The sequence below is a fragment of the Pseudomonas syringae pv. coryli str. NCPPB 4273 genome, assembly GCF_000972175.1.
GTDB lineage: Bacteria > Pseudomonadota > Gammaproteobacteria > Pseudomonadales > Pseudomonadaceae > Aquipseudomonas > Aquipseudomonas syringae.
The window spans coordinates 51,943-67,106 of sequence record NZ_AWQP01000021.1 but is presented as its reverse complement, the minus strand read 5'-3'; the positions used below and the strand labels follow the sequence as shown (position 1 = coordinate 67,106).

Here is a 15,164-nt window from a genome sequence, read left to right as displayed (position 1 = left end):
CGGTCTGTTCAGTTTTGCCCGCAAGGGCATGTTTGCCCATTAGGATTCTCGAGAGACGGATGAACATCACCACCTTTGCAAAACGTTTGTGCCTGCTTGTTCCACTGATCATCACCCCGACTGTGTGGGCGGCAGAGCAGATGACGCCTGCTGCACCACAACTGGCGGCCAAGTCCTACGTGCTGATGGACGCCACCAGCGGCAACGTGCTGGTCGAGAACAACGGTGATCAGCGCCTGGCACCTGCCAGCCTGACCAAGTTGATGACTGCGTACATCGCGACCCTGGAAATCCGTCGCGGTCAGATCGGCGAAAACGATCCGGTGACGATCAGTGAAAACGCCTGGCGCACGGGCGGTTCGCGGATGTTCATCAAGGTCGGCAGCCAGGTGACGGTCAGCGATCTGCTGCACGGCATCATCATCCAGTCGGGTAACGACGCCAGCGTCGCGATTTCCGAGCACATTGCCGGCAGCGAAGATGCCTTCGCCGACATGATGAACAAGACTGCTGCCGATCTGGGCATGACCAACAGTCACTTCATGAACCCGACCGGTCTGCCGAACCCGGAGCACTACTCGTCGGCTCACGACATGGCGATCCTGGCGCGCGCGATCATTCACGAAGACCCTGCTCACTATGCGATCTACTCGCAGAAAGAGTTCTTCTGGAACGGCATCAAGCAGCCTAACCGCAACCTGCTGCTGTGGCGCGACAAGACCGTTGACGGTCTGAAAACCGGTCACACCGATGAAGCCGGCTATTGCATGGTGTCGTCGGCTGTACGTGACGGCATGCGCCTGATCGCCGTGGTGTTCGGCACCAACAGTGAACAGGCCCGTGCAGCTGAAACCCAGAAGCTGCTGACCTATGGCTTCCGTTTCTTCGAAACCCAGAACTTCTATCAGAAGGGCACCGAGCTGGCCCAGGCCACTGTCTGGAAAGGCACCGAGCGTCAGGTCAAGGCCGGTCTGGCTGAAGATCTGAGCATGACCATGCCAAAAGGCGACATGAAGAAGCTGTCTGCCAGCATGACCATGAACCCGCAACTGGTTGCGCCAATCGCCAAGGGCGACGTGATCGGCAAGGTCGAGGTCAAGAAAGACGATCAGGTGATCCACACCGCCAACCTGATCGCTCTTGATGGGGTTGAGGAAGGTGGTATTTTCCGTCGCGTGTGGGATAGCATCCGTCTGTTCTTCTACGGCTTGTTCAACTGATCCAGTAACCAATGCCGACCTTCTCGCGGCCTGCTCATGATCTGAGCGGGCCGCGTGTCCGTCGTCACGGCTTGTGAGACCTTTACTGCCATGACTGATACCGACATCAAGTCGCACAAAATCGAATTTCCCTGCAATGACTATCCGATCAAGATTATCGGCGACACCAGTGTGGGCTTCAAAGACATCGTGATGGAAGTGCTTAAAAAGTACGCCGCGGTCGACCTCAAGACACTCGCCGAGCGTCAGAGCAGCAACGGCAAATACACCACTGTGCAATTGCACATTGTCGCTACCGGCGAAGACCAGTTGCGCGATATCAATAGTGCCTTGCGCGCTACGGGTTTCGTGCACATGGTGCTCTGATGGCGGCTACGCTGGGTTTTCGTGATCTGGGCCTGATCGATTACGAAACCGCCTGGCACGCCATGAAGCGCTTTACCGACGAGCGTGGCCGCGAGGCTGCCGATGAAGTCTGGCTGGTCCAGCATCCGCCGGTTTTCACCCAGGGACAGTCCGGCAAGGCCGAGCATTTGCTGCTGCCGGGTAATATTCCTGTCGTACAGGTCGATCGTGGCGGCCAAGTGACTTATCATGGCCCGGGCCAACTGGTGGCTTACCTGATGCTCGACGTCAGGCGCCTTGGTTTCGGCGTTCGCGATCTGGTCACCCGGATCGAGAACACCCTCATCGCCTTGCTCGCCGACTACGGCGTCAAGGCTGCAGCCAAGGCTGATGCCCCCGGCGTATACGTTGACGGCGCGAAAATAGCGTCGCTCGGTCTGCGCATTCGCAACGGCTGTTCGTTTCATGGTCTGGCGTTGAACGTCGACATGGACCTTGAGCCGTTCCGCCGCATCAACCCTTGCGGATACGCCGGACTGGCCATGACCCAACTGAGCGATCAGGCAGGGCAGATAGAATTTTCCGAGGTAAGTGCCCGACTGCGTGCGCAGCTCGTCAAACACCTCGACTACGCTGAGCAGGCGACCCTTACGGGCGGAATAAACCATTATGACTGACACCGTGCAAACCCTGATCCCGACGCTGGATGTTTCCGAGCGAGTGGCCCGTCCGAAAGTCGAAGCGGGCGTCAAGCTTCGCGGAGCGGAAAAGGTTGCGCGCATCCCGGTCAAGATCATCCCGACGGTAGACCTGCCGAAGAAGCCCGACTGGATTCGCGTACGCATCCCGGTTTCTCCGGAAGTCGACCGTATCAAGCAATTGCTGCGCAAGCACAAGCTGCACAGCGTCTGTGAAGAAGCATCCTGCCCCAACCTGGGCGAGTGCTTCTCCGGTGGCACTGCAACGTTCATGATCATGGGCGACATCTGCACCCGTCGTTGCCCGTTCTGTGACGTGGGCCACGGCCGTCCGAAGCCGCTCGACGTCAACGAACCGAAGAGCCTCGCCATCGCGATTGCCGACCTGCGCCTGAAGTACGTGGTTATCACCTCGGTGGACCGTGACGACCTGCGTGATGGCGGTGCTCAGCACTTCGCCGACTGCATCCGTGAAATCCGCCTGCTGTCGCCGGGCGTACAGCTCGAAACGCTGGTACCGGATTACCGTGGCCGTATGGACGTTGCGCTGGAAATCACCGCCGCCGAGCCGCCGGATGTGTTCAACCACAACCTGGAAACCGTACCGCGTCTGTACAAGGCTGCGCGTCCGGGTTCGGACTACCAGTGGTCGCTGACCCTGCTGCAGCGCTTCAAGCAGATGGTCGCGCATGTACCGACCAAGTCCGGGCTGATGCTGGGGCTGGGCGAGACCGACGAAGAAGTCATCGAAGTCATGCAGCGCATGCGTGAGCACGACATCGACATGCTGACCCTGGGTCAATACCTGCAGCCTTCGCGCAATCACTTGCCCGTGCAGCGCTTTGTCCACCCGGACACCTTTGCCTGGTTCGCCGAAGAAGGCTACAAGATGGGCTTCAAGAACGTCGCCTCCGGGCCGCTGGTGCGCTCTTCGTACCACGCCGACGAGCAGGCCAAGATCGCCAAGGCGATGCTCTGACAACTCGCCGTAAAAACAACAAGGGCCAGGTAGCGATACCTGGCCCTTCTTTTTTGCGGTTGATTATCGTGCCGATTCTCTGCGGACTATCGTGCCAATGCTCCGCGTTGGCATGCCGTTCTGGACGCTCTGCGTCCTCCCGATTACTGCCCGGCAGGCTTGCGCAGGTTTTCCAGCAATTCATGCGTCGGGTAACCGTCGGCTGGCCAGCCGAACGACTGCTGCGCACTGCGGATGGCCTTGCGTGTATTGGCGCCGATAATGCCGTCTGGCGCGCCTGCGTCATACTGGCGTGCCGAGAGCAGGGTTTGCAGCTCAATGCGCTCTGAGCGGCTCAGCGGCAGGTCTCCGCGCGGCCAGCTGCCCACGACATAGCCCGCGCCCTTGAAGCGATCGGAAAGCAGGCTGATCGCCAACGCGTAGGAAGTCGAGTTGTTGTATTTCAAAATCGCGCGGAAGTTGTCCAGCACCAGAAAGGCTGGCCCGCGATAGCCGGCCGGCAACAGCAAGGCGGCTTGTTGCTGGCTGGCAGCGACCGGAATGGCGGAGCCGTCCGGCTGTTTCAGGCCCAGTTGCTGCCATTCTGCGAGACTCTTGCGGGTCGTCGAGTCGGCCAGCGAGTAATCGAATCCCGAGCCGAGCACCACTTCAAAGCCCCAAGGCTGGCCACGCTGCCAGCCTGAGCTTTGCAGGTAGTGCGCAGTGGAGGCCAGGGCATCGGCAGGAGTGTTCCAGATGTCACGTCGGCCATCGCCGTCAAAATCCACGGCATGGGTGTTGTAGGTAGTCGGGATGAACTGGGTCTGGCCCATCGCACCGGCCCACGAACCGAGCATTTTGTCCGGGGTGATGTCGCCATGCTGGATGATTTCCAGTGCGGCCAGCAACTGGCTCTGTGCAAAGCCGGGACGGCGACCTTCGTAGGCCAGCGTTGCCAGTGAGCGAATGACGGATTGCGTACCCTGGAACGACCCGAAGTTACTTTCCATGCCCCATACCGCGACCAGCGCCTGACGATCCACGCCGTACTGCTGCTCGATCTTCTGCAGGTCGTCGGCATACTGCGAAAGCAGCGCCTGACCCTTGCGTACGCGTGCGGCAGAGATGGCACCGTCGAGGTATTCCCAGACCGGGCGGCTGAATTCAGGCTGGCTGCGGTCGGCCTTGACCACGCTCATGTCGGGGGTGACGCCGGCAAATGCCAGATCGAATACGTCCGCGCGGATACCTGCCTTCAACGCCTGGGCACGAAAGCCGGCCTGCCATTCGCTGAAGCTGACGGCGGGCTGAATCGTGAGGTTGTCATCAACGACCAGCGCTGGCGTAGGCGCTACGGCAGGAGCGTTTGTCTGCACTTTGCTGGATTGAAGAGGCGTGGCATCGGCTGCAGTGGGTTTTTCTGCGCAGGCTACCAGGGCAACAAGACTGGAGGCAGCGATGAGTTGGCGCAGCTGCGGGCGATGGGTAAAACGAGAAGGCATGCTTGAGTCCAAGGGTATTACCGTTAGGTGCAGACCATAACACGGCTAAGCGGTTGAAAGCGCCCCGGAAATGTTGCTCGATATCAGGCTGCCATAAAGCAGGAAGCCTCCCAGCTTTTAGACTGGAAGGCTTCGCGGCGGTAGCTGCCTTTGCCCTTGGCGGGTTGTTCCTGACGACTGCGGAACAAAGGCTGGGCGATGATGGATTTGGCCTTGTTCGGCCGCTTTGGCTTGCTCATGGCGGGTGCTCCTGATGGGTGTTGTAAAACGCTGCGAATCATCGGGCAGAACGGCGCGTGTGTCTAATAGTCGTGTGCTATGGCGCTGAGCGCGCAATTGGCCGAGTGATCGAAGACCTGTGGGAGCGAGCTTGCTCGCGAAGGGGCCGGAACAGACACCTCGCTTTAATTATCGTGCCGATGCTCTGCGTCGGCATGCAGTTCGTGACGCTCCGCGTCACAAGAGCACGCAGAGCGTCCTGAAGGGCATTACCACGCAGAGCGTGGGAACGAGAGTCGACAACACCTGCCTACTCCGCAGGCAGCGCCAATCGTTGCCCTGCCATCAGCAGCGCCAGTCGGCTCAGGCTGCTCCATGGCGAGCCTGCGGCCTGGCCTTTGATCTGCGCATCGATGCGTTGCGCATCCATGAGCAGCTGGCTCCAGCGTTTTGCCGAGTGGCGTTGCAGGGCCTTGCTCATCAGTGGCTTGCGCTTGTCCCAGATCGGCGGACGTGCCGAGCTGAACACCTTGTCCAGCGGCACGCCCTGGCTGAACTGTTGAGACATGTTGGCCAGAGCGCGCAGTTCGCGGGTCAGTGCCCAGAGAATCACCGGCGTTTCGACCCCTTCGCCACGCAGCCCTTCGAGCATGCGCAACGCATGGGCGGCCTCGCCATTGAGCACTGCATCGGTCAGGCCAAACACATCGAAGCGCGCACTGTCGGCCACCGCAGCCTGCACGGTCTCGACGGTGATCTGGCCTTCTTCGGCCATCAGCTTGAGCTTTTCGATTTCCTGCGCGGCGGCCAGCAGGTTGCCTTCGACCCTGGCCGCGATCAGTTCGACGGCGTCCTGAGTCGCCGCCAGACCCTCCTGCGACAGGCGCTGGCGAATCCATTGCGGCAGCTGGCCGACGTCCACCGGCCAGATTTGCACGAACTGGGTTTGCGCGCCCTCGACCAAGGCCTTGCCCCATTTGGTTTTCTGCGCACTGCCATCGAGCTTGGGCAGGCTGATCAGCAGCAGGGTGTCTTCGGCAGGTCTGGCGCAATATTCCATGAGCGCCGCAGCACCCTTATCGCCGGGCTTGCCGGAGGGCAGACGCAGCTCCAGGAGACGACGTTCGGCAAACAGCGACATGCTGGCACCCGCCTGGAGCAATGTGCCCCAGTCGAAGCTGGCGTCGGCGCTGAATACCTGCCGCTCATCGAAGCCTTGCTGGCGTGCGGCCGCGCGAATGGCGTCAGCTGCTTCCTGGCAGAGCAGCGGGTCATCACCGCTGATCACATAGACGGGCGCAAGCGTGCCTTGCAGGTGCTTGCCGAGTTGGGCGGGGGCGAGTTTCATGAGTCAGAGGATGTCGGGGCCGGAAAACCGGCCCCGAACACTTATCTGGCTGGAACTTCGACAGGCGACTGCTGAGGCGTCTCGTCGCGGATTCGCTGAGCGGCCTCAAGTGCGTCGGCTTCGGCCTTGGCAACTGCATCGGCTTTGGCCTGCAGCTCGTCCAGACGCGACGGGGTCAGTTGCTGCAAGCGCGCCATCATTTTCTGGATCAGGTCGTTGCGCATTTCCTGACGAACCTGGGCGGCTTCCTGGTCGGAACCGGTCAGGTTGTTGCCGTCGTGTACGTAGGAACGGTCTGCGGTGACTTTATCGCCAAGCAGCATGCGATCCCTGTCGCCATGCACTTCATAGGTCAGGGTGGTGGTCAACTGGTATTCAGCCGAGCGACCCGAGCCCGAGTAGCTGATGGCGCGCTGAGTCTCGGCTTCGTTGGTCAGCATCAGCTTGTAAGGCGCGCCGGTGTAGACCTTGACGCCAGAGCTGGTCAGCAGGCGAGTGAGCTGAGTCACGGTTTCGCCATAGGCGTTGCGGGCGCTGACATCCAGCTCCTTGATCGCCAGCTCGGTGGTACCGGTGCCACGCAGCTGGAAGCCACAGGCACTCAACAGAACAGCCAGGCCCATCACCAGCAAATTGCGTTTGATCATCTTGATGCTCCCCTTGAATCCGTTTGGGCCGCCAGTGCGTGCCCTGGAAATATGTTCGGCGCCCTGCGTTTGCCGGGCGCCCGATCCAATCAGCTTGCGACGATGTTGACCAGCTTGCCAGGCACGACGATCACCTTGCGAATGGTCAGGCCATCAGTGAAGCGCAATACGTTCTCGTTGACGCGTGCAGCCGCTTCGACTTCTTCGCGGCTGGCACTGGCAGGCATCTCGATGTGGCCGCGCAGCTTGCCGTTGACCTGAATCACCAGTTGCAGACTGTCCTGCACCAGCGCATGTGCGTCGAATGCAGGCCAGCCCGCGTCGATGACCGGCTCATTGTGGCCCAGTTGCGTCCACAGTTCGTGACTGATGTGCGGCGTGATCGGTGCCAGCAGCAGGGTGACGGTTTCCACGCCTTCCTGCATCAGCGCGCGATCCTGCGGTGTGTTCTGCGGGGCCTTTTCCAGCACGTTCATCAGCGTCATCACTTGCGCGACAGCGGTGTTGAATTTCTGGTTCTGGCCAATATCCTGGCTCGCCTGTTTGATCGCCTGATGAATCGCGCGGCGGATGGCTTTCTGCTCGTCGGACAATGCCGCAACGTCCAGGCCGGTCGACGGGCCTTGAGCCACATGCGCCTGAGCCAGACGCCATACGCGGCGCAGGAAACGATGCGAACCTTCGACGCCCGAGTCGGACCATTCCAGGCTCATGTCCGGTGGAGAGGCGAACATCATGAACAGACGGCAGGTGTCGGCACCGTACTGGTCGATCATGGTCTGCGGGTCGATGCCGTTTTTCTTCGACTTCGACATTTTTTCAGTGTCGCCGATTTCCACCGGCAGGCCGTCGCTGGTCAGTGTGGCGCTGATCACCTTGGCCTTGGCGTCTCTTTCGAGGGTTACGTCGGCCGGGTTGATCCAGGTCTTCTTGCCGCTGGTTTCCATGCGGAAATAGGTTTCGGCGTTGACCATGCCCTGCGTGAGCAGGTTCTTGAACGGTTCGTTCGAAGTCACCAGGCCTTCGTCGCGCATCAGCTTGTGGAAGAAGCGGGCGTAGAGCAGGTGCAGGATCGCGTGTTCGATACCGCCGATGTACTGATCCACCGGCAGCCAGTGGTTGGCAGCGTTCGGCTCGACCAGACCACCCTCGTAATGCGGCGACGCATAGCGCGCGTAGTACCACGAGGACTCGACGAAGGTGTCCATGGTGTCGGTTTCACGCTTGGCCGGTGCGCCGCATTTCGGGCAGCTGCATTCGTAGAACTCGGGCATGCGCGCCAGTGGCGAGCCAGCGCCGTCGGGCACGACATCTTCCGGCAGGACAACCGGCAACTGGTCTTCCGGGACCGGCACGTCGCCGCAGGTGTCGCAATGCACGATAGGGATCGGGCAGCCCCAATAGCGCTGGCGGCTGATGCCCCAGTCGCGCAGGCGGAACTGGGTGCGGGACTGGCCGAGGGATTTCTTGACCAGCGCGGCTTCAATGGCGTCGAACGCTTCCTGGAAGGTCAGGCCGGTGAATTCTCCGGAATTGATCAGCTCGCCATGCTCACCGTAGGCCGGTTGCCATGGGGCAAGCGTTTGGTCGCCGGCGCTGGTGCGGACCACGGGCTTGATCGGCAGACCGTACTGGGTAGCGAACTCGAAATCACGTTCATCGTGAGCCGGTACGGCCATGACCGCGCCATCGCCGTAGTGCATCAGCACGTAGTTGGCGACCCAGACCGGCAGTTTCTCGCCAGTCAGTGGATGCTCGACGAACAACGAGGTCGCCCGGCCTTTCTTTTCCTGTGTGGCAACGTCGGCTTCGGCAACGCTGCCGCCCTTGCATTCATCGATGAACGCCTGCAGTGCGGGGTTGCCTTGCGCGGCCAGGGTTGCCAGCGGGTGTTCAGCCGCTACCGCGACGTAGGTCGCACCCATCAGGGTGTCAGGGCGGGTGGTGAAGACTTTCAGGGCACCGGCTTCGCCGATCGAGGCCTGGTCGTACGGAAACTGCACTTCCATGCCGCGCGAACGGCCGATCCAGTTGCGCTGCATGGTCTTGACCTGTTCAGGCCAGCCCGGCAGTTCGTCGAGGCTTTCCAGCAGCTCATCGGCGTACGCGGTGATCTTGAAGTAGTACATCGGGATTTCGCGCTTTTCGATCAGCGCGCCGGAACGCCAGCCGCGGCCGTCGATGACCTGCTCGTTGGCCAGTACGGTCTGGTCGATCGGGTCCCAGTTCACGGTGCCGTTCTTGCGGTAGATCACACCCTTTTCGAACAGGCGAGTGAACAGCCATTGTTCCCAACGGTAGTAATCCGGCTTGCAGGTGGTGACTTCGCGCGACCAGTCAACCGCCAGACCCAGGCTTTTGAGCTGGGTCCTCATGTAGTCGATGTTTTCGTAGGTCCACTTGGCCGGTGCGACGTTGTTGTCGATGGCGGCGTTTTCAGCCGGCATGCCGAAAGCGTCCCAGCCCAGTGGCTGCAGAACATTCTTGCCCAGCATGCGCTGGTAACGGGAGATCACGTCACCAATGGTGTAGTTGCGCACATGACCCATGTGCAGCTTGCCGCTCGGGTAAGGAAACATCGACAGGCAATAGAAAGTGTCCTTGCCTGGCTGTTCACTGACTTCAAAAGACTTTTGCTCATCCCAGAACGTTTGGGCGGCGGCTTCGATTTCACGGGGCTGATAGAGTTCGTGCATGGCTACTTTTTACTAAGGATTAGTGACCCTTGACCTCTTCATTGCTTCGCCGAGTCAGGTCGGCACCGCGTGGCGGACAATTGCAACTGTCTGTGCGGTGCGTTCGGGCTCAAGAGCGCGGAAGTGGAATTACAGGAAGCGCAGTAGCATACATGAGGGCCGTCTATCGAGGGAAACCCTGATTGCTCCACTTGTGGGCTCAACGCCCGGCTGACAACCTCATCTGGCCGTTGGTCGTTGTTCCCTACCGGTTCTTGCAGCAGCGCTAAGCTCAAACGCGAGGGTGATGATTATCTTCGATGAGGTGAGCGGATGACAGAGTTGCAGCATGTTGTAAGCCTGACCCGGCTGTATGAGCGTCTGATCGACCGTCTCGGTCTTGCACTCGAGACGGCGAGTACCTCGGTCCGGCTCCGGAACGAGTCGCCTGCCGAGCTTGAGCTCAAGGGGCTGAGTCGTGCCGAGTTCCAGTTGATCGAAGCCTATCTCGAAAAAGGTTCCGGGGACGCAGGCGCAGCTGTCGTGGACATGTCCTCGGGCAGTGCTCTGGTGGCTGCGGAGCATGGCAGGGCGCCGCGTGCGTCAGCCACCATTGTCTGGCTGAAGGACCGGCGACGAGCCAAGGCGTCAGTGCGGCTGGGCCGTAACTCTTAGGCTCTGTACGAAAAGTGGCTGGCTACCTCGGGCTTCCTGCTTCAGACATTGTCGCGTGTCTGCAAACATTCTAGGCTGCGGGCACTCATGGAGATGTCCCGATGCCGCTGCGCTACCTGCTCAAAGCCCTTCTTTTGCCGCCCGGCATTCTGTTTGTCCTGCTGATCCTTGGCTGGTGGTTGCGTCGCACGCGGCCACGTCTGGCTACGACGTTTTTCGCGGTCGGGCTCGGCGGATTGTGGCTGATGAGCCTGCCGGTCGCCGTAGAGTTTGTCGCTCGTAAACTGGAGCAGGTCCCGCCCTTGCCGCAACAGCAGTGGGCGACGCTGGCGCAGCAGGCGGATGCCATTGTGGTGCTGGGCAACGGGCGCGAGCGCAACTCGCCGACCTGGGGCACAGACACGCCCACCGGTCTTGGGCTGGAGCGCTTGCGTTTGGCGGCTCGATTGGCGAAAGAGTCCGGACTGCCGATACTGACCTCTGGCGGCCTGCATTTTGACCAGCCGCCCAGCGAAGCGTCGATCATGGCGCAGTCGCTGCAGGATGATTTTGCTGTAGCGGTGCGCTGGCAGGAGGGGTTGAGTCGCACCACGTGGGAAAACGCGACCATGAGCGCCGCGATTCTGCAGCCGCAAGGTATCAAGCGCGTGGTGCTGGTGACTCAGGCCTGGCATATGTCGCGGGCACGCTGGAGTTTCGAGCAGGCAGGTTTCACGGTAGTGGGGGCGCCGGTCGGCTTTATGGGGGTCGACAACGCCAGGCCTTTTGGTGGCTGGCTGCCTGAAAGTCGCGTGTTCACGCAGAGCGGGGTGCTGCTCAATGAAGCCGCAGGCTTGCTGGTGTATCCGTGGATCTATCGCAAAGGACAATGACCATCTGAAGCCGATTTCACCTGCAGGCAGATGAAACCGGCTTCGTGCAGTCAGACGGTCTTGGAAATTCGTGCCGCCATCAACGCCCAGCCAAACAGCAGCAGGCAGACAATCGCCAGCGGCCACGAGCGCCAGTGCAGATACGGCGTGAGTTCATGCATGGGCACCACTTCGCCGTATAGCACGCCGCGTTCGAACTGCGGAATCTGCTCGGTGATCTTGCCGAACGGGTCGATCAGCGCGGTCACGCCGTTGTTGGTTGCCCGGATCATCCAGCGACCCGCTTCAAGCGCGCGCATCTGGGCCATCTGCAAGTGTTGCAGAGGGCCGATCGAGGTGCCGAACCAGGTGTCGTTGCTGACCGTCAGCAGCAGGTCGCTTTGTGCCGACAGGCCTGCGGCGAACTCTGGATAGACCACTTCGTAGCAGATGAACGGCGCGATGTGATAACCCTTGGCCTGCAATAACGCCTGATCGTTCGGCCCGCGCGCGAAGTCCGACATTGGCAGGTCGAAGAAGGAAATCAGCCCCCGCAGCAGGTCCTGCAGCGGCACGTACTCACCGAACGGCACCAGCTTCTGCTTGTAGTAGGTGCCGTCACCCTGACCTGTGACCGTGATGCCGTTGTAATAACGATACTCACCGCGCCCGGTCGGTTCACGCACCGGTACGCCGGTGATCAGCGCCGCGCCGCGGTCTGAAGCGAACTTACCCATCATCGACAGATAGCCTTCTGCGCTTTCCTTGAGCACCGGCACGGCGGTTTCCGGCCAGACGATCAGGTCTGCCTGCTGCGAGCGGAAGGTCATGTCGCGGTACAGCGCCAACTGATCGTTGAGCTTTTGCGGGTCCCACTTCATGCTTTGTTCGACGTTGCCCTGCATCGCCGCGACTTTCAGTGGCGCGCCGGACGGCGATGTCCAGGCGTGCCCCTTGAGGGCCAGGCCTATGACCCACGGAGCCAGCAACAGCACAACGCCCATGGCCAGAAACGATTTGCGTGCACGCAGGCGGTGCAGGTTGCACAACAGTGCAGCAGTCAGCGCCAGCGAGAACGAAATCAGCCATACGCCGCCGACGGGGGCGAGCCCGGCCAGTGGGCCGTCGAGCTGACTGTAGCCGGAATAGAGCCACGGGAAGCCGGTGAGAAACCAGCCGCGAAACGCTTCCTGCCACAGCCACAGGGCTGCGAAGGCCAGCGCATCGGCCAGCGGTGCCTCATTGCGACGCAGCCAGCGCGCCCAGACCCAGGCGGGCAGGGCGAAGAACAGGGCAATGGCGGCGATGAACAACAGCATCAACAGCCCGGCCAATAGTACGGAAGCGCCGCCGTAGGTGTGGATGCTGACGTAGATCCAGCTGGTGCCGGCGCCGTACAGACCGAAGCCATAGCACCAGCCACGGGCCAGTGCCTGGCGCGGGTTCAGGTCGCGCAAGCCCAGATAGAACATCGCCACTGCTACCAGCACCAGAGGCCAGAGGTCAAAGGGCGCCAGGGCCAGGGTCGTGAGCCCGCCAGCCGCCAGGGCCAGCAGGTTACCGGGCCAGCCGGGGCGGGTTATCCAGCGCATGTAGATTCCTTAAAGCAGCATCAGGTGTTTACGGACGTGAAATGGGCGTCACGCGCAGCAAATGAATGCGACGGCTGTCAGCGCTCAGGATGCGGAAACGATAGGCACCGATTTCAGTGATTTCGTTGCGCTTGGGCAGATGGCCAAAGGCATTCATCACCAGACCGCCCACGGTGTCGAACTCGTCGTCCGAGAACGTGCTGTCGAAGAACTCGTTGAAATTCTCGACCGGCGTAAGGGCCTTGACCAGGAAGTCGCCGCTGGGCAGCGGTTTGATGTAGCTGTCTTCCTCGACGTCATGCTCGTCTTCGATATCGCCGACGATCTGTTCCAGCACGTCTTCGATGGTCACCAGGCCTGCCACGCCGCCGTATTCGTCAATGACGATGGCCATGTGGTTGTGGTTGGCGCGAAATTCGCGCAGCAGCACGTTGAGACGCTTGGATTCGGGCACGAAGGTGGCCGGACGCAGCAGCTTCTTGACGTCATCGCTGTCGCCGTCGGCCTTGAGAATCAGCGGCAGCAGATCCTTGGCCAGCAGCACACCGAGCACGTCATCGTGGCTCTCGCCGATCACCGGATAGCGCGAGTGCGCAGCATCGATGACCGCCGGCAGGAATTCACGGGGTGTCTGGGTCGCCTTGATGCTGATCATCTGCGAGCGCGGCACCATGATGTCGCGCACTTGCAGGTCAGCCACTTGAATGGCGCCCTCGACGATGGCCAGCGCTTCGCTGTCCAGCAGTTTGTTCTGGTGGGCTTCGCGCAGCAGCTCAAGCAGCTCCTGGCGGTTTTTCGGCTCATGGACAAAGGCCTGGGTCAGTTTACCCAACCATGACTTTTGCCCGTTGCTCGATCGGTCTTCGCTCATAGCCCTTACTCGTGGTCCTTGCTTGGTGTGTCTGAATGGGGGAGGTCGGCACTTTCGTCGTCGGCGTAAGGATCGGGATAGCCCAGCTCCTTAAGCAACGTTCGTTCCAGTGCTTCCATTTCTTCGGCTTCTTCATCGTCGATGTGGTCGTAACCCAACAGATGAAGGCAGCCATGAATGACCATGTGCGCCCAGTGCGCGTCGACGGACTTGCCCTGTTCAACGGCTTCACGGTTGACAACCGGAACACAGATGACCAGATCGCCCAGCAACGGGATGTCCAGCATGTCGTCTGGAACGTCCGCCGGAAATGAAAGCACGTTTGTTGCGTAATTTTTGTGTCGCCAGGTGTTATTGAGCTCACGGCCTTCGGTTTCGTCAACCAGGCGGATGGTCAGCTCGGAGTCGGCACTGCGCTGACGCAAGCCCATTTCACACCAGAGGCGGAATCGGGCTTCGTCAGGGGCGCTTGTCTCGCTTGCAATCTGCAGGTCCAGCTCAAGCATCGCGGTGTTTGTCCCGTGGGTAACTGTTGTTGCCCGACGGACCATCGCTGAGGCGGTCGTCGAAACGCTCGTAGGCTTCGACGATGCGCTGCACCAGTGGGTGGCGAACCACATCCTTGGGTTTGAAATGCGTGAAGCTGATGCCCGGCACGTCCTTGAGCACATCGATGACGTGCGTCAGCCCGGAGCGAGTGCCCTTGGGCAGGTCGACCTGGGTGATATCGCCGGTGATCACGGCCGTGGAGCCGAAGCCGATACGGGTCAGGAACATCTTCATCTGCTCGACGGTGGTGTTCTGACTTTCGTCGAGAATGATGAAGCTGTTATTAAGGGTGCGTCCGCGCATGTAAGCCAGCGGTGCCACTTCAATGACCTGCTTCTCGATCAGCTTGGCGACGTATTCGAAACCGAGCATCTCGTACAGCGCGTCATACAGCGGGCGCAGGTACGGGTCGATCTTCTGCGCCAGATCGCCGGGCAGGAAGCCCAGCTTCTCGCCAGCCTCGACCGCCGGGCGCACCAGCAGGATGCGTCGGATCTGCTCGCGCTCCAGTGCATCCACCGCGCAGGCCACCGCCAGGTAGGTCTTGCCGGTACCCGCAGGGCCGATGCCGAAGTTGATGTCGTTGCTGAGGACTTCCTTGACGTAACGCTGCTGGTTCAGGCCGCGCGGGCGAATCATGCCCTTTTTGGTGCGCAGCGAGACGCCGACTTCGGCGGCAGGGTGATTGTCGAGGCCGTCCACCCCCGATTCCTGGAGGAACAGGTGAACCATGTCCGGCGTCAGCTCGGTACCTTTGGTTTCCCGGTACAGCCGGCGCAGCAGGTTCTCGGCGGAATGATTTTGTTTGGGGTCGCCAATGAGCTCGAATTGATTGCCGCGATTGCGGATCTCGATGTCCAGGCGTTGCTCGATCAGGCGCAAGTGCTCGTCGAGTTGCCCGCACAAGTTGGCGAAACGATGGGCCTCGAAAGGCTCGAGGGTGAAACGATGAGGTTCTATGGGTGCGTTCAAGGTCGTTTAATGGCCGTCCGGCGGCAATTGAGATGTATTGAA

General features: G+C 60.7%; 15 protein-coding genes. 6 read left to right on the top strand and 9 right to left on the bottom strand.

Annotated features, from left to right (window positions below; all coding sequences use genetic code 11):
- Positions 1-59 precede the first annotated feature (59 nt).
- The 4 genes from P406_RS10870 (at position 60) to lipA (ending at position 3,242) form a co-directional block, all read left to right on the top strand.
- Complete coding sequence (locus tag P406_RS10870) at positions 60-1,220, top strand: D-alanyl-D-alanine carboxypeptidase family protein (RefSeq protein WP_046236174.1); 1,161 nt, start codon at positions 60-62, stop codon at positions 1,218-1,220.
- Positions 1,221-1,310: 90 nt separating this feature from the next.
- On the top strand, positions 1,311-1,586 hold the full coding sequence (locus P406_RS10865) for a DUF493 domain-containing protein (protein WP_046236173.1): 276 nt from the start codon (positions 1,311-1,313) through the stop codon (positions 1,584-1,586).
- Positions 1,586-2,242, top strand: coding sequence for a lipoyl(octanoyl) transferase LipB (gene lipB / locus P406_RS10860; RefSeq protein WP_003313884.1), 657 nt, complete (start codon positions 1,586-1,588; stop codon positions 2,240-2,242). The genes P406_RS10865 and lipB overlap by 1 nt, the downstream gene beginning before the upstream one ends.
- The gene (lipA, locus tag P406_RS10855) at positions 2,235-3,242 is read left to right on the top strand and encodes a lipoyl synthase (protein ID WP_046236172.1); all 1,008 of its coding nucleotides are present in this window, start codon (positions 2,235-2,237) and stop codon (positions 3,240-3,242) included. Before lipB ends, lipA begins: the two co-directional genes overlap by 8 nt.
- Before the next feature lie 143 nt (positions 3,243-3,385).
- On the opposite strand, the gene P406_RS10850 is transcribed toward lipA, so the two are convergent.
- From P406_RS10850 to leuS, 5 genes are all read right to left on the bottom strand, one after another.
- Positions 3,386-4,723: a lytic murein transglycosylase gene (locus P406_RS10850; protein ID WP_003419332.1), complete on the bottom strand. Its 1,338-nt coding sequence runs from the start codon at positions 4,721-4,723 to the stop codon at positions 3,386-3,388.
- An 83-nt stretch (positions 4,724-4,806) separates the two neighbouring features.
- Positions 4,807-4,962: an alternative ribosome rescue factor ArfA gene (gene arfA, locus P406_RS10845; protein WP_002555325.1), complete on the bottom strand. Its 156-nt coding sequence runs from the start codon at positions 4,960-4,962 to the stop codon at positions 4,807-4,809.
- A gap of 290 nt (positions 4,963-5,252) precedes the next feature.
- Positions 5,253-6,290: a DNA polymerase III subunit delta gene (gene holA / locus P406_RS10840; protein WP_046236171.1), complete on the bottom strand. Its 1,038-nt coding sequence runs from the start codon at positions 6,288-6,290 to the stop codon at positions 5,253-5,255.
- 41 nt (positions 6,291-6,331) lie between these two features.
- A complete protein-coding gene (locus tag P406_RS10835; protein ID WP_024650517.1) occupies positions 6,332-6,937 on the bottom strand; it encodes an LPS-assembly lipoprotein LptE in 606 nt (201 codons plus the stop codon).
- 89 nt (positions 6,938-7,026) lie between these two features.
- Positions 7,027-9,633, bottom strand: coding sequence for a leucine--tRNA ligase (gene leuS / locus P406_RS10830; protein WP_046236170.1), 2,607 nt, complete (start codon positions 9,631-9,633; stop codon positions 7,027-7,029).
- A 312-nt stretch (positions 9,634-9,945) separates the two neighbouring features.
- Here leuS and P406_RS10825 point away from each other — a divergent pair, with 312 nt between their 5' ends.
- Positions 9,946-10,287 (top strand): hypothetical protein, encoded by a 342-nt coding sequence (locus P406_RS10825; RefSeq protein WP_003419319.1) that lies wholly within the window; start codon positions 9,946-9,948, stop codon positions 10,285-10,287.
- Between the two features lie 101 nt (positions 10,288-10,388).
- Positions 10,389-11,159 carry a YdcF family protein gene (locus P406_RS10820; RefSeq protein WP_046236169.1) on the top strand — a complete coding sequence of 257 codons (771 nt, stop codon included), beginning with the start codon at positions 10,389-10,391 and terminating at the stop codon, positions 11,157-11,159.
- A 50-nt stretch (positions 11,160-11,209) separates the two neighbouring features.
- On the opposite strand, the gene lnt is transcribed toward P406_RS10820, so the two are convergent.
- From lnt to P406_RS10800, 4 genes are read right to left on the bottom strand one after another with little or no spacing between them, the layout of a single operon-like run.
- Positions 11,210-12,730: an apolipoprotein N-acyltransferase gene (gene lnt, locus P406_RS10815; protein WP_003419312.1), complete on the bottom strand. Its 1,521-nt coding sequence runs from the start codon at positions 12,728-12,730 to the stop codon at positions 11,210-11,212.
- Positions 12,731-12,758: 28 nt separating this feature from the next.
- On the bottom strand, positions 12,759-13,601 hold the full coding sequence (locus P406_RS10810) for a CorC family transporter (protein ID WP_003368790.1): 843 nt from the start codon (positions 13,599-13,601) through the stop codon (positions 12,759-12,761).
- Between the two features lie 5 nt (positions 13,602-13,606).
- Positions 13,607-14,107 (bottom strand): rRNA maturation RNase YbeY, encoded by a 501-nt coding sequence (gene ybeY, locus P406_RS10805; RefSeq protein ID WP_046236168.1) that lies wholly within the window; start codon positions 14,105-14,107, stop codon positions 13,607-13,609.
- Entirely contained in the window at positions 14,100-15,122 is a 1,023-nt protein-coding gene (locus P406_RS10800; protein WP_003313870.1) for a PhoH family protein, read from the bottom strand. The genes ybeY and P406_RS10800 overlap by 8 nt, the downstream gene beginning before the upstream one ends.
- Positions 15,123-15,164: the final 42 nt, after the last annotated feature.

What these genes read in the sequence shown, in the direction of transcription:
- P406_RS10835 (WP_024650517.1), bottom strand. Translation starts at nt 6,937, where the DNA reads ATGATCAAACGCAATTTGCTGGTGATGGGCCTGGCTGTTCTGTTGAGT.
- lnt (WP_003419312.1), bottom strand. Translation starts at nt 12,730, where the DNA reads ATGCGCTGGATAACCCGCCCCGGCTGGCCCGGTAACCTGCTGGCCCTG.
- holA (WP_046236171.1), bottom strand. Translation starts at nt 6,290, where the DNA reads ATGAAACTCGCCCCCGCCCAACTCGGCAAGCACCTGCAAGGCACGCTT.
- P406_RS10820 (WP_046236169.1), top strand. Translation starts at nt 10,389, where the DNA reads ATGCCGCTGCGCTACCTGCTCAAAGCCCTTCTTTTGCCGCCCGGCATT.
- P406_RS10825 (WP_003419319.1), top strand. Translation starts at nt 9,946, where the DNA reads ATGACAGAGTTGCAGCATGTTGTAAGCCTGACCCGGCTGTATGAGCGT.
- lipB (WP_003313884.1), top strand. Translation starts at nt 1,586, where the DNA reads ATGGCGGCTACGCTGGGTTTTCGTGATCTGGGCCTGATCGATTACGAA.
- P406_RS10850 (WP_003419332.1), bottom strand. Translation starts at nt 4,723, where the DNA reads ATGCCTTCTCGTTTTACCCATCGCCCGCAGCTGCGCCAACTCATCGCT.
- lipA (WP_046236172.1), top strand. Translation starts at nt 2,235, where the DNA reads ATGACTGACACCGTGCAAACCCTGATCCCGACGCTGGATGTTTCCGAG.
- leuS (WP_046236170.1), bottom strand. Translation starts at nt 9,633, where the DNA reads ATGCACGAACTCTATCAGCCCCGTGAAATCGAAGCCGCCGCCCAAACG.
- ybeY (WP_046236168.1), bottom strand. Translation starts at nt 14,107, where the DNA reads ATGCTTGAGCTGGACCTGCAGATTGCAAGCGAGACAAGCGCCCCTGAC.
- P406_RS10810 (WP_003368790.1), bottom strand. Translation starts at nt 13,601, where the DNA reads ATGAGCGAAGACCGATCGAGCAACGGGCAAAAGTCATGGTTGGGTAAA.
- P406_RS10870 (WP_046236174.1), top strand. Translation starts at nt 60, where the DNA reads ATGAACATCACCACCTTTGCAAAACGTTTGTGCCTGCTTGTTCCACTG.
- arfA (WP_002555325.1), bottom strand. Translation starts at nt 4,962, where the DNA reads ATGAGCAAGCCAAAGCGGCCGAACAAGGCCAAATCCATCATCGCCCAG.
- P406_RS10865 (WP_046236173.1), top strand. Translation starts at nt 1,311, where the DNA reads ATGACTGATACCGACATCAAGTCGCACAAAATCGAATTTCCCTGCAAT.